This window comes from Actinoallomurus vinaceus (genome assembly GCF_039542055.1).
In the GTDB taxonomy this organism is placed as follows: domain Bacteria; phylum Actinomycetota; class Actinomycetes; order Streptosporangiales; family Streptosporangiaceae; genus Actinoallomurus; species Actinoallomurus vinaceus.
This window is the reverse complement of record NZ_BAABHK010000007.1, coordinates 152,291-170,879: the sequence shown is the minus strand read 5'-3', so window position 1 is coordinate 170,879 and position 18,589 is coordinate 152,291. Positions and strand designations below refer to the sequence as shown.

General features: G+C 71.9%; 17 protein-coding genes. 14 read left to right on the top strand and 3 right to left on the bottom strand.

What is annotated here, in order from left to right; genetic code table 11:
- The first annotated feature begins 107 nt into the window (after positions 1-107).
- On the top strand, positions 108-461 hold the full coding sequence (locus ABEA24_RS25090) for an ArsR/SmtB family transcription factor (RefSeq protein WP_345433488.1): 354 nt from the start codon (positions 108-110) through the stop codon (positions 459-461).
- Positions 445-3,201 carry a magnesium-translocating P-type ATPase gene (gene mgtA, locus ABEA24_RS25085; RefSeq protein WP_345433487.1) on the top strand — a complete coding sequence of 919 codons (2,757 nt, stop codon included), beginning with the start codon at positions 445-447 and terminating at the stop codon, positions 3,199-3,201. Before ABEA24_RS25090 ends, mgtA begins: the two co-directional genes overlap by 17 nt.
- A 51-nt stretch (positions 3,202-3,252) precedes the next feature.
- Here the strand turns inward: mgtA and ABEA24_RS25080 are convergent, their stop codons facing one another.
- Together ABEA24_RS25080 and ABEA24_RS25075 are read right to left on the bottom strand one after the other, a co-directional pair.
- The gene (locus ABEA24_RS25080) at positions 3,253-4,350 is read right to left on the bottom strand and encodes a sensor histidine kinase (RefSeq protein ID WP_345433486.1); all 1,098 of its coding nucleotides are present in this window, start codon (positions 4,348-4,350) and stop codon (positions 3,253-3,255) included.
- Positions 4,347-5,009: a response regulator transcription factor gene (locus ABEA24_RS25075; protein ID WP_345433485.1), complete on the bottom strand. Its 663-nt coding sequence runs from the start codon at positions 5,007-5,009 to the stop codon at positions 4,347-4,349. The genes ABEA24_RS25080 and ABEA24_RS25075 overlap by 4 nt, the downstream gene beginning before the upstream one ends.
- Positions 5,010-5,259: 250 nt before the next feature.
- On the opposite strand from ABEA24_RS25075, the gene ABEA24_RS25070 reads away from it, so the two are divergent.
- The 3 genes from ABEA24_RS25070 to ABEA24_RS25060 are packed head-to-tail and all read left to right on the top strand — an operon-like array spanning position 5,260 to position 8,410.
- Entirely contained in the window at positions 5,260-6,126 is an 867-nt protein-coding gene (locus ABEA24_RS25070; RefSeq protein ID WP_345433772.1) for an ATP-binding cassette domain-containing protein, read from the top strand.
- On the top strand, positions 6,123-7,655 hold the full coding sequence (locus ABEA24_RS25065; protein ID WP_345433484.1) for a DUF1349 domain-containing protein: 1,533 nt from the start codon (positions 6,123-6,125) through the stop codon (positions 7,653-7,655). The genes ABEA24_RS25070 and ABEA24_RS25065 overlap by 4 nt, the downstream gene beginning before the upstream one ends.
- Positions 7,652-8,410: an ABC-2 transporter permease gene (locus ABEA24_RS25060; protein ID WP_345433483.1), complete on the top strand. Its 759-nt coding sequence runs from the start codon at positions 7,652-7,654 to the stop codon at positions 8,408-8,410. Before ABEA24_RS25065 ends, ABEA24_RS25060 begins: the two co-directional genes overlap by 4 nt.
- A gap of 42 nt (positions 8,411-8,452) precedes the next feature.
- Here the strand turns inward: ABEA24_RS25060 and ABEA24_RS25055 are convergent, their stop codons facing one another.
- Positions 8,453-9,973: a PucR family transcriptional regulator gene (locus tag ABEA24_RS25055; protein ID WP_345433482.1), complete on the bottom strand. Its 1,521-nt coding sequence runs from the start codon at positions 9,971-9,973 to the stop codon at positions 8,453-8,455.
- Positions 9,974-10,228: 255 nt separating this feature from the next.
- On the opposite strand from ABEA24_RS25055, the gene uraD reads away from it, so the two are divergent.
- The 9 genes from uraD to allB are packed head-to-tail and all read left to right on the top strand — an operon-like array spanning position 10,229 to position 18,587.
- Positions 10,229-10,699 carry a 2-oxo-4-hydroxy-4-carboxy-5-ureidoimidazoline decarboxylase gene (gene uraD, locus ABEA24_RS25050; RefSeq protein ID WP_345433481.1) on the top strand — a complete coding sequence of 157 codons (471 nt, stop codon included), beginning with the start codon at positions 10,229-10,231 and terminating at the stop codon, positions 10,697-10,699.
- 1 nt (position 10,700) lies between these two features.
- Complete coding sequence (gene uraH / locus ABEA24_RS25045; RefSeq protein ID WP_345433480.1) at positions 10,701-11,012, top strand: hydroxyisourate hydrolase; 312 nt, start codon at positions 10,701-10,703, stop codon at positions 11,010-11,012.
- Positions 11,013-11,015: 3 nt separating this feature from the next.
- Positions 11,016-11,903 (top strand): factor-independent urate hydroxylase, encoded by an 888-nt coding sequence (gene pucL / locus ABEA24_RS25040; RefSeq protein WP_345433479.1) that lies wholly within the window; start codon positions 11,016-11,018, stop codon positions 11,901-11,903.
- Between the two features lie 2 nt (positions 11,904-11,905).
- Entirely contained in the window at positions 11,906-12,775 is an 870-nt protein-coding gene (locus ABEA24_RS25035; RefSeq protein WP_345433478.1) for an FAD binding domain-containing protein, read from the top strand.
- Entirely contained in the window at positions 12,766-13,239 is a 474-nt protein-coding gene (locus ABEA24_RS25030) for a (2Fe-2S)-binding protein (protein ID WP_345433477.1), read from the top strand. The genes ABEA24_RS25035 and ABEA24_RS25030 overlap by 10 nt, the downstream gene beginning before the upstream one ends.
- The gene (locus ABEA24_RS25025; RefSeq protein ID WP_345433476.1) at positions 13,236-14,597 is read left to right on the top strand and encodes an 8-oxoguanine deaminase; all 1,362 of its coding nucleotides are present in this window, start codon (positions 13,236-13,238) and stop codon (positions 14,595-14,597) included. The genes ABEA24_RS25030 and ABEA24_RS25025 overlap by 4 nt, the downstream gene beginning before the upstream one ends.
- Complete coding sequence (locus ABEA24_RS25020) at positions 14,594-16,903, top strand: xanthine dehydrogenase family protein molybdopterin-binding subunit (RefSeq protein WP_345433475.1); 2,310 nt, start codon at positions 14,594-14,596, stop codon at positions 16,901-16,903. Before ABEA24_RS25025 ends, ABEA24_RS25020 begins: the two co-directional genes overlap by 4 nt.
- Entirely contained in the window at positions 16,894-17,277 is a 384-nt protein-coding gene (locus tag ABEA24_RS25015) for an allophanate hydrolase-related protein (protein ID WP_345433474.1), read from the top strand. The genes ABEA24_RS25020 and ABEA24_RS25015 overlap by 10 nt, the downstream gene beginning before the upstream one ends.
- Positions 17,274-18,587 carry an allantoinase AllB gene (gene allB / locus ABEA24_RS25010; RefSeq protein WP_345433473.1) on the top strand — a complete coding sequence of 438 codons (1,314 nt, stop codon included), beginning with the start codon at positions 17,274-17,276 and terminating at the stop codon, positions 18,585-18,587. Before ABEA24_RS25015 ends, allB begins: the two co-directional genes overlap by 4 nt.
- The last annotated feature ends 2 nt before the right edge of the window (positions 18,588-18,589 follow it).

The following is an 18,589-nucleotide window of genomic DNA, read 5'->3' as shown; positions in this document are numbered from 1 at the left end:
CGGCCTTGCGGAACAGATCCGATGACGCGGTGGTGTCGTTTGCGCATCCGTGGTCTCCTCCGGAAGGCTGACCATTGGGCGGTGGCAGAACAGACGCGGAGGTTGTCGTGACGGATACCGGTACCGGCGAGCCGGAGTATCTGTCGCCCGAGTTCCTTCAGGACATGGCGGGCACCTTCGGGCTGCTGGCCTCGACGATGCGTCTGCACATCATGTGGGTGCTGGCCCATGGGGACTGCGACGTCGGGACGATCGCCGGCCACGTCGGCGGAAGTGTCCCGACGGTCAGTCACCACCTCGCCAAGCTCAAACTCGCCGGGCTGGTGCGGTCGCGCCGGGACGGGCGACGCCAGATCTACCTGGTCGACGACCCGCACATCGTGACGGTCGTGCGGCAGATGGTCGACCGCATGCGAGACCGGTCCACCGGCCTGGGACGCCGCCGTGGCGTGGGCACCTGACTCCCTCACCGCCCTCCCTCCGCCGCAGCCTGAGGCGGCTGAGAAGCCAGGACTCCCCGAGGTACGCGGCCGGCTCGGCGAGTACGCCTCGATGCCGGTCCTGCAGGTGCTCCGGCGGCTGAGCAGCGGACCGCGGGGCCTGGAGGAGGACACGGCACAGGAACTGCTGGCGCGTCACGGCGACAACATCATCGCCGGTTCCCCCGCACCGCGCCGGGCCACCAGGCTCCTGCACGCGCTGACCAACCCCTTCGTGCTGATCCTGCTGGTGCTCGGTGGCGTGTCGGCGGTGCTCGGAGCGTTCGGCGCGGCGACGGTGATCGGCGTGATGGTGCTGATCAGCTGCTGGTTGCAGGTCCGCCAGGAGCAACGATTCGACCGCGTCGCCGCCACCTTGCGGGCGATGGTGGTCACCACGGCCACCGTGGTACGCCGCGCGAGCTCCGACGCACCGCCGGCCGCCCGCGAGATACCGATCGACCAGCTCGTTCCCGGCGACATCGTGACCCTGAGCGCCGGCGACATGATCCCCGCCGACGTGCGGCTGCTGCGGTCGTCGGGCCTGACCGCGGACCAGGCCGTGCTGACCGGAGAAGCGATCCCGGCCGCCAAGCACGCCACTTCCGAGGACGCGGTCCCGGACGTCTCGGCCGGCGGCCGGGCGACCGGCGATCTCGGAACCATCGACTGCCCGTGGCTGTGCTTCATGGGGAGCACGGTGACCGCCGGTGCCGCCACCGCGGTGGTCATCACCACCGGCACCGCGACGTACTTCGGGGCCATGCACGCCCACCTGGCGCCGAGACGCGCCGAGACCGCCTTCGACCGGGGCGTCAAGGGCGTGTCGCGTGCGCTGATCGGTCTGATGCTCGTGTGCGCCCCGCTGGTGTTCATCGTCAATGCCACCGTGCACGGCGTCAGGTACGCCGCGTTGTGGTTCGCCATCTCCGTCGCGGTCGGCCTCACCCCGGAGATGCTGCCGGTCATGGTCAGCACGGCGCTGGCCCGCGGGGCGAGGGCCGGCGCCCGTCACAACGTGATCATCAAGCGGCTGCCCGCCATCCACAATCTCGGCGCGATCGACGTGCTGTGCACGGACAAGACCGGCACGCTCACCCAGGACCAGGTGGGCGTCGACCGTCACCTTGACGCCGACGGGCACCCCGATCCTCGGGTGCTTCGCTGGGCGGCGCTGAACAGCACCATGGCGGCGCACGGCGATGCCGCCGTCCTGTTCAACGAGCTCGATGAGGCATTGCTGGCCCACGCCGAGCAGACGGGCATCCCGGTCGACGATGTCACCTGCGTCGACGTGATCCCGTTCGACTCCACCCGCCGGCGAAGCAGCGTGATCGTGCGGGCGGGCGACCGCCCGGGCACGGACATTCTGATCACGAAGGGCGCTGCGGAGCAGGTCATCGACTGCTGCACTCGGCTGCGCCGCGATGACGGCGACGTCCCGCTGACCGAGGCGGAACGTCAGCGGCTGCTCGAGTTCGGAGACCGGCACGCCGCCGACGGAGTACGGCTGCTGGCCGTCGCCATCGCCGACCGGCCGCCACGTCTCGGTGCCTACCGGCAGACGGACGAACGCGAACTCACGCTGATCGGCTTCGTCGGCTTCCGCGACCGTCCCCGGGAGTCCGCGGCCGCCGCGGTGGCGTCCCTGGCGGCGCGCGGCGTCACCGTCAAGGTCCTCACCGGAGACCATCCGCTGGTCGCCGCCCGTGTCTGCCGAGACGCCGGCATCGACGCCGGGCGGATCGTGCTCGGCGACGACATCGACGCGCTCGGCGACGCCGAACTCGGCGACCTCGCCGACCGGACCACCGTGTTCGCGCGCATCGACCCGGAACAGAAGGCACGGATCGTCCGTACGCTGCGGGCGGCCGGCCGTACGGTGGGATTCCTCGGCGACGGCGTCAACGACTCACCCGCACTGCGCGACGCCGACGTCGGGATCACCGTCGACGGTGCCGTCGCGATCGCGCGCGAGTCCGCCGACGTCGTACTGCTGCGCGGTGACCTGCTCTCGGTGACCGATGCCATCACCGAGGGACGCCGGACCTTCGCCAACATCAAGAAGTACCTTGAGATCACCATCTCCTCGAACTTCGGCAACGTGCTGTCCATGCTGGCGGCCAGCGTCCTGCTGCCGTTCCTGCCCATGCTGCCGCTGCAGATCCTCGTCCAGAACCTGTGCTTCGACCTGTGCCTGCTCCCGCTCGCCTTCGACCACGTCGACGAGCGCGCGCTCCGGCGGCCGCGTACCTTCGACTCGGCCCGCCTGACCCGGTTCGTGCTGTGGCTGGGGCCGGTCAACACCATGGCCGACCTGGTCGCGTTCGGGATCTTGCTGCACATCACCGGTGACCATCCCGCGCCGGCCGCCCAGGCGCTCTTCCACACCGGCTGGTTCGTCGAGAATCTCCTCACCCAGGCGGCCGCGATCCATCTCCTGCGCAGCCGCCGACTCCCTTCACGGCGCGACCACGCCGCGCTTCCCGTCCTGCTCGGCACGGCCGCGATCGGCGCCATCGCCATGACCCTGCCGTGGTCTCCGCTGGCGGCCCCTCTGGGAATGACGGCCCTGCCCATGATCTGCCTGCTGTCGTTGATCCTCGTGCTCGTTCTCTACTGCGTACTGATCGGCGCGGCGAAGACCCTGTGGCACAGGATCGAGGGCCGTACATCAGCCGCCGCTGGACCGCGGAGCGACGGCCGCCCGGCGACATGGTGATGTGCGACGTCGCCCGGAGGCGGCCGACGAGGTCCTCGACGGGCTGCACGCCTAGTGCGCGAACCGTACGGTGATGGCCAGGCCGCCCTCAGGGCGTGCGCTGGTGGTGAGGGTGGCGTGGTGAGCCTGGGCGACGGCGTTGACGATGGCGAGGCCGAGACCGTAGCCCTCACGACGGCTGTTACGGTCGTGCGCCAGTCTCTGGAAGGGTTGGAAGAGGCGCTGGATCTGGTCGTCGGGGATGACCGGCCCGCTGTTGGTGATCGTCAGAATCGCCCGCGTGCCAGCGGTCTGAGTGGTGATCTGTACGTGCCCGCCTGGGTGGTTGTGGCGGATGGCGTTGTCGATGAGGTTGGCGATGAGGCTTTCGACCAGTCTCGGGTCCCCGGCCGTCACTGCGGGCGTTAGGTGCTCGGCGAGGTCGATGCCCTTTTCTGTCGCCTGGTCGCGGCGTGAGGCGAGCACTCCTCGGACGACGTGGGCGAGGTCGAGGGTGTCGGAGCGGGTGACGCCGCGCTCGCTGGTGGCCAGGGCGAGCAGTGCCTGAACGAGCCGTTCCTGGTGTCCGCCGAGGGCGAGGGCCTCCTGACAGGCCGAGCGCAGGGTGTCGGCGTCGGCGTCGGGGTCGGCGAGGGCGACCTCGAGGAGGGTTCGCAGGCCGGCGAGGGGGGTGCGCAGCTCGTGGGAGGCGTTGGCGACGAAGTGGCGTTGGGCGTCGAAGGAGGCCTGGAGGCGGGCGAAGAGGTCGTCGAGGATGTGGCCCAGTTCGGTCAGCTCGTCGGCGGGCTCGCCGAGGTTGAGGCGCTGGTGGAGGTTTCCGGCGGAGATGGCGGTGGCGGTGGCGGTGATGGCTCGCAGGGGCCTGAGGAAGCGGCCGGCGACGAACCAGCCGGCGGCCAGGGCGATGGGGATGAGGACGGCGAGCGCGACGACGGAGCCGACGAGGAGTCGGTGCGGGCCGATCCCGTGCCCGGTGCCGGCGATCGTGCCTGGCGCTGAGCTGTGGACGGGACGGGTCGACCGGATGCCGACCAGAGGGACGGTGGCGACGGCGAGGACCACGATCCCGGCGGCGAAGATGCCCGCGGCGTAGAAGAGCGCGAGCCGGGCCTGCAGGGATCGTCGGGGGAGTGGCCGGGGGTCGGTCATGGTGGCCCGATTCGGTAGCCGCCTTCGCGGATGGTCTCGATCACCGGTGGGTCGCCGAGTTTGGCCCGCAGCCGGTGCATGGTGTGCTTGACCGCGGAAGTGAAAGGGTCGGCCGCTTCGTCCCAGACTCGTTCGAGTAGTTCCTCGGCGGACAGGACCAGGCCAGGCGAGCTCAGCAGGCATTCAAGGAGCGCGAACTCCTTCGGGCTGAGCTCGAGCCGCCGGCCGGCGCGGAACGCCACCCGGCGAGCCGGGTCCAGGGTGATGTCCCCGCAGGAGAGGGTGGGAGGAAGCGGCGGGGTGGCCCGCCGGGCCAGGGCACGGACGCGGGCGACCAGTTCGGCGAAGGCGAAGGGCTTGGGCAGATAGTCGTCGGCGCCGAGGCTGAGCCCGTCGACGCGGTCCTCGATCGTGTCGGAGGCGGTGAGCATCAGTACGCGGGTGTCGGAGCGGTCGTTGGCGAGTTTTCGGCAGATCTCGTCCCCGTGGACGCCGGGCAGGTCGCGGTCGAGGATCACCACGGCGTAGCGGGTGACGGCCAGGCGGTCGAGGGCGTCGGTTCCATCCAGGACGACGTCGACGGCCATGCCCTCGCGGCGCAGCCCGGTTCCGATGGAGCGGGCGAGGACCTCGAAGTCCTCGACGACGAGGACCCTCACCGCCACTCACCGCCTGTCGTACGGGAAGGACGGCGGGGCGGGCCGCCGGTTCGAGGTGCCATGTGTTCAACGATGCCAGTTCACCGGTCGCAGCCGGGTCGCAGCCGCTGCGACCGGGCTGGAACCGGGTGCCGCGTACAACCGTCGGCATGAATCCATTTCGAACCGTGAGCGAGCTGCGGTGAGCGCCCCGGGGATCGTCGTCGCCGGGCTGCGCAAGCGGTATGGGGCGACCCTGGCTCTCGACGGCATGTCCTTTTCGGTCCGTCCGGGACTGGTGACCGGCTTCCTGGGGCCGAACGGGGCCGGCAAGTCCACCACGATGCGGGTGATCCTCGGCTTGGACGCGGTCGACGAGGGCACCGCGCTCATCGAGGGCAAGCCGTATCACAGCCTTCGGCATCCGCTGAGCCACGTCGGTTCACTGCTGGACGCGGCGGCGCTGCACCCCGGCCGGAGCGCTCGTAACCATCTGCTCTGGCTGGCGCATTCACAGGGCCTGGCCGCGCGGCGGGTGGACCAGGTGATCGAGCAGGTCGGCCTGACCTCGGCGGCCCGGCGCAAGGCCGGCGGCTACTCGCTCGGCATGCGGCAGCGGCTCGGGATCGCCGCGGCCCTGCTGGGCGACCCGCCGATCATCATGCTCGATGAGCCGTTCAACGGGATGGACCCCGACGGCATCATCTGGATGCGTGGCTTCCTGCGGTCGCTGGCCGCTGAGGGCCGCGCCGTCCTGGTGTCCAGCCACCTGATGAGCGAGGTTCAGGACACCGCCGACCACCTCATCGTGGTCGGGCGCGGCAAGGCCATCGCCGACGCCGGCGTGGCCGACCTGATCGCGGCCGCGTCCGGGAACCGGGTGGCCCTACGGACCACGGCCGGGACGCACGCGATGAGGGTGCTCGCGCACGCCGGCGCGACCGTGGCGGCCACCGGCCGCGACACCATCACCGTCTCCGGCCTGCCGGCGGATCGCATCGTGGCGTTGCTCAACCAGAGCGCGGTCCCGTTCTCCGAGGTATCAGCACACCGCGCCACCCTGGAGGACGTCTACCTGGAGCTCACCCGCGGGGCGGTCGAGTTCCGTTCCGCGACGCCCACGGAGGTATCACGGTGACCGCCCCTACCGTTGCGCCTCACCGCCCCGGGCAACGGGCCGGGCGGGACGGCTTCCTCCAGTTGCTGCACGCGGAATGGACCAAGTTCCGGACGGTTCTGGGCTGGGTGACCGGCATGGTGGTGGCGGCACTGCTGGTGGTGCTGGTCGCCCTGCTCACCGGGGTCAGCAGCGATCAGAAGGGCTCACCAGCCGTTCCGACCGGACCGGGCGGTGAGCCGGTCACCGACAGCTTCTACTTCGTGCACCAGCCGCTCGCCGGAAACGGCAGCATCACCGTCTCCGTCTCCGCGCTCAAGAGCAGCATCCCCAAGGGCCCCGGGGACCTGCGGCCCGGCACCGTGCCGTGGGCGAAGGCCGGGCTCATCATCAAGGACGGCACCCGCCAGGGATCACCCTACGCGGCGATCATGGCCACCGGCAGCCACGGCGTGCGGATGCAGGACGACTACGTCAACGACACGGCCGGCCCCCCTGGTCCGGCCTCCGCCGAGTCCCCCCGATGGCTGCGGCTGGACCGCTCGGGCGACACGATCACCGGCTACGCCTCCACCGACGGTACGAACTGGGCCAAGGTGGGCACCGCGCAGGTGAGCGGGCTCGGATCGACCGCGCAGGTCGGGCTGTTCGTCGCCTCTCCGCAGGCCGTGGTGGGCCTGGGCACGACCGGCAGCGTATCGACGGCCGCCTTCGGGGACCTTCGTTTCCAAGGGGGCTGGACCGGTGATGAGTGGACCGGTGCGCAGCTGGGAGCCCACTCACCCACCTTCGCCGGCTTCCCGGAGAACGGGTCGGGTTCGTTCACCCGGTCCGGCGGCCGGTTCACGGTGACCGGCGCCGGCGACATAGCGCCCGCCGTCCGCTATTCCCTCCCGGCCGCCGGCACCCTCAGCGGCGTCCTCACCGGCACGTTCGCCGCGCTGATCGCGGTGATCGTCGTGGGGGCGCTGTTCATCACCACGGAATACCGGAAGAACCTGATCTACGTCACCCTGGCCGCCAGCCCGAGACGGGGCCGGGTGCTGCTGGCCAAGGCGATCGTGCTGGGAGCCGTCACCTTCGTCGCCGGGCTGGCGGGAGCGGTCCTCGCGGTTCCGCTCGGCGAGCGGCTCTCCCGGGCCCACGGCGTGTACATGTTCCCGGTGACGCCTTCGACCGAACTGCGAGTGGCGCTCGGAACCGCGGCGCTGCTCGCGGCCGCCTCGATCCTCGCCCTCTCTGTCGGTGCCATCTTCCGGAACAGCGCCGGCGCGGTCACCACCGTCATCGTGGCCATCGTGCTGCCGTACCTCCTGATCGCCAACCCGTTCATGCCCGCGAGCGTGGCGAACTGGCTGACTCGGGTAACGCCGGCCGCGGCCTTCGCCGTCCAGCAGACGCTTGTGCGGTACCCCCAGGTCGCAAACCCCTACACGCCGTACAACGACTACTACCCGCTGGCGCCGTGGGCCGGGCTCGCCGTCCTGGCCGGCTACGCGGTGGCAAGCCTGGCCGTAGCAGCCGTCCTTCTCAACAGGAGGGACGCATGAGACCGGCCCTGCACGCGGAATGGACGAAGATACGGACCGTCGCCGGCCCACTATGGCTGCTGCTCGGCATGATCGCGGCGACAGTGGCCCTGAGCACCGGGGCGACCTCGGTGGCGCACTGCACGGCCAGCGGCTGCGGCGGTGACACGACCAGGCTCAGCCTTATGGGCGTCTACATCGGCCAGGCGCTGGTCGCCATCCTGGCAGTGCTGATCATCAGCGGGGAGTACGGCTCGGGCATGATCCGCACCACCCTGACGGCGGTGCCGCGGCGAGCCACCGCCTTCGCGGCCAAGGCCATCACTCTCACCGGCGCCGTGGCCGTCGGCGGAACGGTCGCCGTCCTCGGGTCCGTGCTCGCCGGGCGGCTCGTCCTGCCCGACGTCGGCGACCAGGCCCTGTCCTTGACCGACGGGCCGACGCTGCGCGCGGTCTTCGGGACGGTCCTTTACCTGATTCTGATCGGCCTTCTGAGTCTCGGTGTCGCGACCGCCGTGCGGGACTCCGCGACCAGCATCGGGATCGTCCTCGGCCTGCTCTACCTCTTCCCCATCCTCTCCCAGACGATCAGCGATCCGGACTTGCAGCGCCTGCTCGAGAAGATCGCGCCGATGAGCGCCGGGCTCACCATTCAGGCCACCACCGATCTCCACAGTCTGCCCCTCAGCCCATGGGCCGGTCTCGGCGTCACCGCCGGATGGGCCGCCGCCGCGCTCGTGGCCGGCGGCCTGCTGCTACGCATACGCGACGCCTAGAGCGCCCCTGCTGTCGGGCAAGCGGCCGAAGCCTGCTCTCGTTCAGCGGAGGCGGAGGGCCAGGAAGAGGTCGACGCGGTCCTCGAGGCGGGCGAGGTCACGGCCCGTGAGTTCCTCGATGCGCTGGATGCGGTACCGCACCGAGTTGACGTGGAGGTGCATCTGGTCGGCGCACCGGCTCCAGGAGCCGGAGACCTGAAGGAAGGTCTCCAGCGTACGGATCAAGTCGGCGCGGTGCGCCTCGTCGTAGGCGCGGAGCGGCCCGAGCACGCGATCCCTGAACAGGGTCCGCGCGTCGTCGGGAACGCTGGCCAGCAGCAGGGCGTGGGTGGCGAGTTCGCCGGGGCCGACGACGCGGACCGGGTCGGTGCCGCCGGCGGCCAGCGCGCGGGCATGGCGGGCCTCCTTGACGGCGCCGCGCAGTCCCTCGGCGGTGGTGGCCTTGGCGACGCCGACCGCCAGGCCGCCGTCGGTGAGCCCGGGAGCCAGGACCAGGAGCGCCTGCCGGATCTCTCCGGCGAGGTCGTGATCCGGCCCGGCGGCCGGGACCAGCGCGACCGCCTCGTCGTCGAGGAGTCCCACGGCGGACCCGGTGGGAAGGATCTCGCGGAGTAGGTGGCACAGCTCGTCCGGACGTGGTGCGTGCTCGGCGCTCGCGGCCACGGCGATGACGGCGGCGGCGTCCAGCCCGGCCAGTTCCAGGCGGGGAAGGATCTCGGTGGTGGCGGCGTCGGCCACGACGAGGCGTACGAGCTCCTGGGCCAGACGGCTCCCGGCGCTCAGGCGATCGTCCGAGCGGGCCCGCTCGATGGCCACGATCGCGGTCAGCTCGGAGGTCAGGGCCCGGCGTTCGGCGGACCATTCGGTCCAGTCACCCTCGCAGACGAGGAACCAGTCGGCGACGCGTGACGTGGTGTCCCGGGCGACGGGAAGGATCGAGAGGTCCTGGCCCGGGAGCGGGGCCGGCAGGCGGGGGGCGGTGAGGAAGGCGCGGACCAGGTCGGCGGGGGAGAGGGCGTCGGGCAGGTCGTGGGAGCCGGCGACCAGCCGGCCGGGAGGTGCCAGCACCCAGCAGCGCATGCCCAGGTCACGGCCGACGAGATCAAGGAGGGGACCGAGGCCGGCGCCTTCGGTGGCACCCGCGACGAGGCGGCGGTGGCGGCCCAGCACGGCGGTCAGGTCGGCGGCGCGGGCGGTGGACAGGCGCCGCATGACCTGCTCGGTGACGCTGGCGAAGGCGACGTCCTCCGGCACCCGGAAGAGCGGCAGGCCGTGGTGGCGACAGGCCTCGATCAGGTCGGCGGGGATGGTGGCGGCCTCGGCGTCCCAGGCGGCCAGGGCGGAGACCCGGGCCTTGGTGAGGGCCCGCACGAAGATCTCGGTGTCGGCGGGACGGGCCCGCCAGACGAGGCCGGACAGGACCAGCTCGCCGCCGCTCAGGTAACGGCCAGGGTCCTTCAGGTCGGTGGTGACCACCCAGCGGATCGTTCGGTCGAGCTCACCGTGTCCGGTGACCAGTTCCAGCCGCAGATCCGGGATGGCCAGGAGACTCCGCAGCCGCATGAGGGCTCCCTTCGTCGGTCGTCTCCGATCGGTGGACACCCTCGGAGTCGCGGCCGGACGGCCGGCGCGAACGGCCGAGGTTGGAGGAACCTACGGAATACCGCGGAGGCCGGCGGTCACTGTTCGGAGGTCCTGCGTCTCGACCTACCCAGCCCGGCCTGTGTGTACTTGCCGGAACCGGGCGAAAGGCCGAACGGGCGAGGAGGCACGGTGGCGGTACGGTCCGATCAAGGGAGGCCAGGCGATTCTACGCGAGTGCCGTCCGAGGCGGAGCTGCTGGCCTGCTGCGCCTCCCGCCGATGGGTCCGTGCGGTCGCGGCGGGGCGCCACGACGATCTGGCCGCCCTGCGGACCGCCTCGGCCCGCGCCCTGGCCGAGCTGGGCTGGGACGACGTCCTCGAGGCGCTGGCCGCCCATCCCCGGATCGGGGACCGGCCGGACGGGGCCGGGCGCGAGGCCCGGTGGTCCCGTGGCGAGCAGTCCGGGATGGACGCGGCCGCCGCGGAGATCCGGCGGGCGATGGTCGAGGGCAACCTGGCGTACGAGGAGCGTTTCGACCATGTCTTCCTGATCTGCGCCACCGGGCGGAGCGCCGCCGAGCTGCTCGCCGAGCTGCGGGCCCGGCTGGACCACGACGTCGAGACCGAGCGCCGCGTCGTCCGCGCCGAGCTGTCCAAGATCGTCGATCTTCGTCTCGCCAGGCTCGTCACGGAAGGAGATCGCTGAGATGTCCCTGTCCACCCACGTCCTGGACGCCGCGGTCGGACGGCCGGCCGAGGGCGTGCCCGTACGGCTGGAGAGCCGCGCGGCCGACGGATCCTGGAAGCCGGTGGCCACGGGCCGTACCGACGCCGACGGGCGGTTCCGGGACTGGCCGGCCCCCGGCGCGGGCGTCCACCGGCTGGTCTTCGAGACCGAGGGGATCTCCGTCTTCTATCCCGAGGTCGCAGTGGCGTTCACGATCACCGAGCCCGAGCGGCACTACCACATTCCCCTGCTGCTCAGCCCGTTCGCCTACTCCACCTATCGAGGGAGCTAGACCGTGGCAGTCGTGCTCGGGCCGAACAGGTACGGCAAGGCCGAGACCCGGGTCGTCCGGATCACCAGAGACGGTGGCGTCCACCACCTCAAGGACTGCAACGTCAGCGTCTCCCTCTCCGGGGACATGGGGGCCGTACATCGGGTCGGCGACAACGCGGCGGTCCTGCCGACCGACAGCCAGAAGAACACGGTCTTCGCCTTCGCCCGGAAGTACGGCATCGCCGAGATCGAGGAGTTCGCGCTGCTGCTGGCGCGGCACTTCGTCGACTCGCAGCCGACGATTCACCATGCGCGGGTCGAGGTCGAGGAGTACTTCTGGGACCGTGTCCGTACGGAGGGAGCGACGGACCAGGGGCAGCACTCCTTCGTCCGGTCCGGCCGCGAGATCCGCACCTGCGTCGTGCACCACGACGGGCCGTCGAGCCAGGCCACGATCGTGTCCGGGCTGAAAGGACTGACCGTCCTCAACTCCACCGGCTCGGAGTTCCACGGCTTCATCGAGGACGAGTACACCACCCTCCGGCCGACCCGCGACCGCGTCCTGGCCACCGACGTCAACGCCGCGTGGCGGCATCGGGGCGAGCACGAGGACTTCGGCACGTCGTACGAGCGGGCGCGCCGGGCCCTGCTCGACGCGTTCGCCGGGACCCACAGCCTCTCGCTCCAGCAGACGCTGTACGCGATGGGCGGCCAGGTCCTGGAGGCCTGCGCGGAGATCTGCGAGATCCACCTCGCGATGCCGAACAAGCACCATTTCACGGTCGACCTGGAGCCCTTCGGCCTGGACAACCCGCAAGAGGTGTTCTTCGCCGCCGACCGTCCATACGGCCTGATCGAGGGCGCCGTCCTCACCGACGACGCTCCCGACGCCGGATTCGCCTGGGAGTGAGCATGGACTTCCTGCGCCCCGTGACCTGGGAGGAGGCGCTCGCCGCCAAGGCCGAGCGCCCGGACGCCCTGCCCATCCAGGGCGGCACCGACGTGATGGTCGAGCTGAACTTCGACGCGCGCCGCCCGGCGGCGCTCCTCGACCTCGGCCCGGTCCGCGAGCTCGCGACCTGGGAGCCGCTGCCCGATGGATCCGTGCGCGTCGGCGCCGGCGTCCCGTACGCCCGGCTGATCGGCGAGCTCGGCGACCGGCTGCCCGGTCTCGCCCAGGCCGCCCGTACGGTCGGCTCGCCGCAGATCCGCAATCGCGGCACGGTCGGTGGCAACCTCGGCGCGGCGTCGCCGGCCGGCGACGCGCATCCGCCGCTGCTGGCGGCGGGCGCGGTGTACGAGGTGGAGTCGGCGGCCCGGGGCGTCCGGTCGATCCCGGCCACCGAGTTCTACCTGGGCGTCAAGCGCAACGCGCTGCGGGCCGACGAACTGATCCGCGCGTTCCGGCTGCCTCCGGTCGCGGGCCCGCAGTACTTCTCCAAGATCGGCACCCGCAACGCGATGGTGATCGCGGTCTGCTCGTTCTCCATCGCGCTCTTCCCGGGCGAGCGGCGTGTCGGCACCGGACTCGGCTCCGCCGCTCCGACCCCGCTCCGCGCGTACGCGGCCGAGGAGTTCCTGGCCGACGCGGCGGACTGGGACGGCGATCTGGACGAGGCGGTGGCCGGGCGCTTCGGCGAGCTGGTCGGCGCGGCGGCGAGCCCGATCGACGACGTGCGCGGCACGGCCGAATACCGCCGGCACGCGCTGGGCGTTATGGCGCGCCGGACCCTGACCTGGGCGTGGAACGACCACCGGAAGGGAGCCCTGGAGTGCGCGTGAGGTTCAGCGTCAACGACCGGGAACAGGTCGCCGACGACGTGTGGGAGGGCGAGAGCCTTCTGTTCGTGCTCCGCGAGCGCCTGGGCCTGCCCGGTGCCAAGAACGCCTGCGAGCAGGGCGAATGCGGCTCGTGCACGGTCTACCTCGATGACGTGCCGGTCTGCGCGTGCCTCGTCGCCGCCGGGCAGGCGCAGGGCCGGGAGGTGCGGACGGTGGAGGGCCTGGCCTCCGCCGACGGGCTCACGCCCGTCCAGCAGGCGTTCGTGGAGTGCGGAGCCGTGCAGTGCGGCTTCTGCACACCAGGCCTGCTCGTGCAGGCCGACGACCTGATCAGACGGGTGCCCGACCCCTCCGACGCGGAGATCCGCGAGGCGCTGGCCGGCAACCTGTGCCGCTGCACCGGCTACGAGAAGATCCTGGACGCCGTACGGCGGGCGGCCGAGCTGAAGGCCGCCGGCCGATGACCGTCATCATCGAGGGCGCCTACCTCGCGCCGGTCGCCGGCGCCGAGATCCCCGACGGCCATCTGGTGATCGAAGGCGACCGGATCACCGCGATCGGGTCCGGCCCGGCACCGTCCGTCGCCGACCCGGACCGGGCGGAGCGCATCGACGCCGCCGGCTGCCTGGTCACCCCGGGGCTGGTCAACACCCACCATCACCTCTACCAGTGGGCCTCTCAGGGGCTGGCCAAGGACGACACGCTCTTCGACTGGCTGGTGACGCTCTACCCGACCTGGGCGCGGATGGACGCCGACGTCGTGGGTGGAGCGGCCGCCGCCGGGCTCGGATGGCTGGCCCGGTCGGGCACGACGACAACCACCGACCACCACTACGTCTTTCCCAAGGGCCGCGGCGACCTGTTCGCCGCCGAGATCGATGCCGCCCGGCGCGTCGGCGTCCGCTTCCATCCCTGCCGGGGCTCGATGGACCGCGGCCGGTCGGACGGCGGGCTGCCACCGGACGAGGTGGTGGAGAGTCTCGACGACATCCTCGAGGCCACCGCCGCCGCGATCGACACCTACCACGACGACTCGTTCTCCTCCATGCTGCGGATCGCGGTGGCCCCCTGTTCCCCGTTCTCAATCAGCAAGGACCTGCTGGTCGAGTCGGCCGCCCTGGCGCGGGCCAAGGGCGTACGGCTGCACACCCACCTCGCCGAGACCCTCGACGAGGAGGAGTACTGCCGCGAGCAGCTGAACCGCACTCCGGTGGAGTACATGGAGCAGGTCGGCTGGCTCGGCGACGACGTGTGGTTCGCGCACACCGTCCACCTGAGAGACTCGGACATCGCCACGATGGCGGACACGGGCACCGGCACGGCACACTGCCCCAGCTCCAACGCGCGGCTGGGCGCCGGCATCGCCCGTGTCCGCGACCTGCTCGGCGCCGGCGTCCCGGTCGGCCTGGGAGTGGACGGCCCGGCGTCGGCCGAGATGGTCCCCATGGTCGGCGAGCTCCGGCAGGCCATGTACCTGCAGCGGGCCCGGTACGGCCCGAGCGCGCTGACCGCCCGGCAGGCCCTGGAACTCGGGACTCTCGGCGGCGCCCGGCTCCTCGGCCGGCAGGACGAGATCGGCTCCCTGGAGGTCGGCAAGCTCGCCGACGTCGCCGTCTGGCGGGTGGACGGCTTCCACGCGGCGGTCGGCGACCCGGTGGTCGCCCTCGTCCACGGCCAGTCCCCGCCGCTGGCCAGGCTGCTGGTGGGCGGCCGGACGGTGGTGGCCGACGACGTGCTCGTCTCCGCGCCGCAGCATGAGATCGCCGAGGCGGGCGCCACCGCGCGCCGCCGCCTGATGGAACTGGCGGAGGAGGTCCTGTGACGACGGTTCCGGTATCCGCGGCGAAGGACGTCGTCGCCCCCGGCCGGGGCGGGGTGGGCGACAGCGTGCTCCGGCCCGACGGCACGCTCAAGGTCACGGGCGAGTTCGCCTACGCCTCCGACCTCTGGATCGACGGGATGCTGTTCGGCGCGACGCTGCGCAGCCCGCACGCGCGCGCCAGGATCCGCTCGATCGACATCGGCCCCGCACTCGCGGTGCCCGGCGTCGAGGCGGTCCTCACGCACGAGGACGTGCCCGGGCGCAAGGTGTACGGACTGGACCACCCCGACCAGCCCGTGCTCGCCATCGGCGAGGTCCGCCACCAGGGGGAGCCGATCGCGCTCGTCGCGGCCGATCATCCGGAGACGGCCCGGCGCGCGATGGAGAAGATCAGAATCGACTGGGAGGTACTGGAGCCGATCACCGACGCGCGCGCCGTGATCGCCGACCCGGCCAGCCTCAGGGTCCAGGAACGCGGCGGCATCGCCCGCCACCAGCCGGTCCGTGTCGGAGACGTGGCCGCCGCCCGCGCGCGGGCGCAGGTCGTCGTCTCCGGCGACTTCTCCGTCGGCATCCAGGACCAGGCGTTCCTCGGGCCGGAGTCCGGCCTGGCGGTGCCGGGCGAGGACGGCGGGCTCGACCTGTTCGTCGCCACCCAGTGGCTGCACAACGACCTCCGCCAGATCGCGCCCTGCCTCGGTCTGCCCGACGAGAAGGTCCGGATGACGCTGGCCGGCGTCGGCGGCGCCTTCGGCGGGCGGGAGGACCTGTCGATGCAGATCCACGCGGGCATGCTGGCGTTGCACACCGGCAAACCCGTCAAGATCGTCTACAACCGGTACGAGTCGTTCTTCGGCCACGTGCACCGGCACCCCGCGCTGATGCGCTACGAGTACGGCGCGACGCGCGACGGCAGGATCCTCTACGCCACCGCCGAGATCGTCCTCGACGGCGGCGCGTACACCTCCTCCACGCTCGCCGTGGTGGCGAACGCGGCCTCGCTCGGCGTGGGACCGTACGAGATCCCCAATCTCGAGATCGACGCGTACGGCGTCTACACCAACAACCCCCCGTGCGGCGCGATGCGGGGCTTCGGGGCGGTGCAGGCCTGCTTCGCCTACGAGTCGATGATGGACCGGCTGGGCGAGGCGTGCGGCGTCGGGCCGGTGGCGATCCGCCGGATCAACGCCGTGAGCCAGGGTTCCAAGCTGGCGACCGGCCAGGTCATCGACTCTCCGGCGCCTCTCGTCGAGATGCTCACCCGGCTGGAGGCCATTCCGCTGCCCGCGCCGCCGGACACCGCCGACCTGCGGAACCTGCCGGGCGGCGTCTCCCAGACCACCCGCGGCGAGGGCGTGGCCCGCGGCGTCGGCTACGGCGTGGGCATCAAGAACATCTGTTTCTCCGAGGGCTTCGACGACTACTCGACCGCCCGGGTACGGCTGGAGGTCGTCGGCGGTGAGGCGACGGCGGTGGTGCACACCGCCGCCGCCGAGGTCGGCCAGGGCCTGGTCACACTGCAGGCGCAGATCGCCCGTACCGAACTGGGCGTCGACCGGGTCGTCATCCAGCCGGCGGACAACGGGGTGGGCGACGCCGGCTCCTCCTCCGCCTCACGCCAGTCCTACATGACCGGCGGCGCCGTGAAGGCGGCCTGCGAGTCGGTCCGCGCGGACGTCCTCGCGCTGGCCCGGGAACGCCTCGGCGGGACCTACGAGGATCTGTCGCTGGCCGGTGGAAAGGTCGTGTCGGCCTCGGCGGGCACGCTGGCCACGGTCGCCGACGTCCTCGGCGACCGGGTCGTCGAACGGACCCGCGAATACCACCACCGGCCCACCGTCGCCATGGACCCCGTCACCGGACAGGGCGACACCCATGTCCAGCTCGCGCTCTGCGTGCACCGCGCCGTGGTCGACGTCGACGTGGAGCTCGGCCTGGTCAAGGTGGTGGAGCTGGCCGCCGTCCAGGACGTCGGAAAGATCATGAATCGGCTCTCGCTGGAAGGCCAGATCCACGGCGGCTCCGCGCAGGGCCTCGGGCTGGCGCTGATGGAGGAGATCGTCGTCCAGGACGGCCTCGTCCGGAACCCGTCCTTCACCGACTACCTCATCCCCACGATCCTCGACATGCCGCCCATGCGGCTGGACATCCTGGAGAGTCCCGACCCGGCCGCCCCGTACGGGCTGCGGGGCGCGGGAGAACCGCCCACGCTCTCCTCCACGCCCGCCGTCGTCGCGGCCGTCCGTGACGCCACCGGAAGGGCGCTCACCCGGGTACCGATCCGACCGGAGCACATATGCCGCTGATGTTCCTCAATGGCGGGGCGATGCGCGGCGGGCCGCTGCATCACCTCCTGGACGGCGCGCCGCTGGCCGCCGCGACCACGACCGCACCCCGATACCGCTTCTACTCGGTCGCCGACCGGTTCCCCGCGCTTCTTCCGGTCGCACACGGTGGGGCCCGCATCGCGGGCGAGGTCTATGACGTGCCGATGGACGTGCTGCGCGACCGGCTGCTGCCGGCCGAGCCGCCCGAGCTGGAGCTGGGCGTGATCGAGCTGGTCGACGGCACGTCGTCCCTGGCGATGGTGCTCCGCCGCCCGTCGACGTCCTTCCCCGAGCTGCTCGACATCACCGAACACGGCGACTGGTCCGCATACCGGAGAACGAAGTCCCCATGAGCCCGGACTCCGTCTTCGACCTGGTCGTGCGCTCGCGTCGCACGCTGCTCCCGGAAGGGGAGCGGCCCGCGGCCGTGGCCGTGCGAGGCGGGAGGGTCGCCGCCGTCGGTGACCACGATGACCCTCCGCCGGCCGGCACCTGGGTGGACCTCGGCGACATCGCGCTGCTTCCGGGACTCGTCGACACGCACGTCCACGTCAACGAGCCGGGACGTACCGAGTGGGAGGGCTTCGCGACGGCGACCCGCGCGGCCGCCGCGGGCGGCGTGACCACGATCGTGGACATGCCGCTCAACTCGCTCCCGCCCGTGACCACCGCCGCCGCGCTGGCCGTCAAGAAGGAGGCGGCAGCCGGCCGGTGCTTCACGGACGTCGGCTTCTGGGGCGGCGCGGTTCCGGGCAACACGCGGGAGCTGCGGGCCCTGCACGACGGCGGTGTCTTCGGCTTCAAGTGCTTCACCGCGGACTCCGGCGTCCCGGAGTTCCCGCCGCTGTCCTATGCCGAGATGGAGGAGGCGTTCGCCGAGATCGCGTCCTTGCGGGGGCTGGTCATCGTGCACGCCGAGGACCCGGGGGCGCTGTCGGCCCCGGCCGACGGCGGTTATGACGCCTTCCTGGCCGCGCGGCCGCCGAGCGCGGAGCACAAGGCGGTCGAGCAGGTGATCCGGCTGGCCGAGACGACGGGGGCGCGGGCGCACATCCTGCACCTGTCGGCCGCCGACTGCGTCGAGCCGCTGGCCCGGGCACAGGCCCGGGGCGTGCGGATCACCGCCGAGACCTGCCCGCACTACCTGACGCTGTCGGCCGCCGAGATCCGTCCGGGCGCCACTCACTACAAGTGCTGCCCGCCGATCCGGGACGCCGCCAACCGGGACGGGCTCTGGCAGGGCCTTGCCGCCGGAGTGGTCGGCTGCGTCGTGACGGACCACTCGCCGTGCCCGCCCGAACTCAAGCGCGGCGGGTTCGACGAGGCCTGGGGCGGGATCTCCTCCCTGCAGCTCGGCCTGCCCGCCGTCTGGACCGAGGCGCGCCGGCGCGGTCACGACCTGGCGGACGTGGCGCGGTGGATGTCGGCCGCGCCGGCGGCGCTCGCGGGCGTTCCGGGCAAAGGCGCCATCGCGGTCGGGAACGACGCCGACCTGGTGGCGTTCGCCGCGGACGAGACGTTCGCCGTCGACCCGGCGGCGCTACGGACCCGTCACCACGTCACGCCCTACGCGGGCCGCGAGCTCACCGGCGTCGTGCGGGCCACCTGGCTGCGCGGCGAGGTCGTGGGCGACACGCCGCGCGGGCGTCTCTTGGAGAGGTGACC

Bases quoted from the DNA above. Each gene is read 5' to 3' on its own strand.
- ABEA24_RS25080 (WP_345433486.1), bottom strand. From the start codon at position 4,350: ATGACCGACCCCCGGCCACTCCCCCGACGATCCCTGCAGGCCCGGCTC.
- ABEA24_RS25070 (WP_345433772.1), top strand. From the start codon at position 5,260: ATGTCCTTTTCGGTCCGTCCGGGACTGGTGACCGGCTTCCTGGGGCCG.
- ABEA24_RS25060 (WP_345433483.1), top strand. From the start codon at position 7,652: ATGAGACCGGCCCTGCACGCGGAATGGACGAAGATACGGACCGTCGCC.
- ABEA24_RS25055 (WP_345433482.1), bottom strand. From the start codon at position 9,973: ATGCGGCTGCGGAGTCTCCTGGCCATCCCGGATCTGCGGCTGGAACTG.
- uraH (WP_345433480.1), top strand. From the start codon at position 10,701: ATGTCCCTGTCCACCCACGTCCTGGACGCCGCGGTCGGACGGCCGGCC.
- ABEA24_RS25035 (WP_345433478.1), top strand. From the start codon at position 11,906: ATGGACTTCCTGCGCCCCGTGACCTGGGAGGAGGCGCTCGCCGCCAAG.
- ABEA24_RS25025 (WP_345433476.1), top strand. From the start codon at position 13,236: ATGACCGTCATCATCGAGGGCGCCTACCTCGCGCCGGTCGCCGGCGCC.
- ABEA24_RS25015 (WP_345433474.1), top strand. From the start codon at position 16,894: ATGCCGCTGATGTTCCTCAATGGCGGGGCGATGCGCGGCGGGCCGCTG.
- allB (WP_345433473.1), top strand. From the start codon at position 17,274: ATGAGCCCGGACTCCGTCTTCGACCTGGTCGTGCGCTCGCGTCGCACG.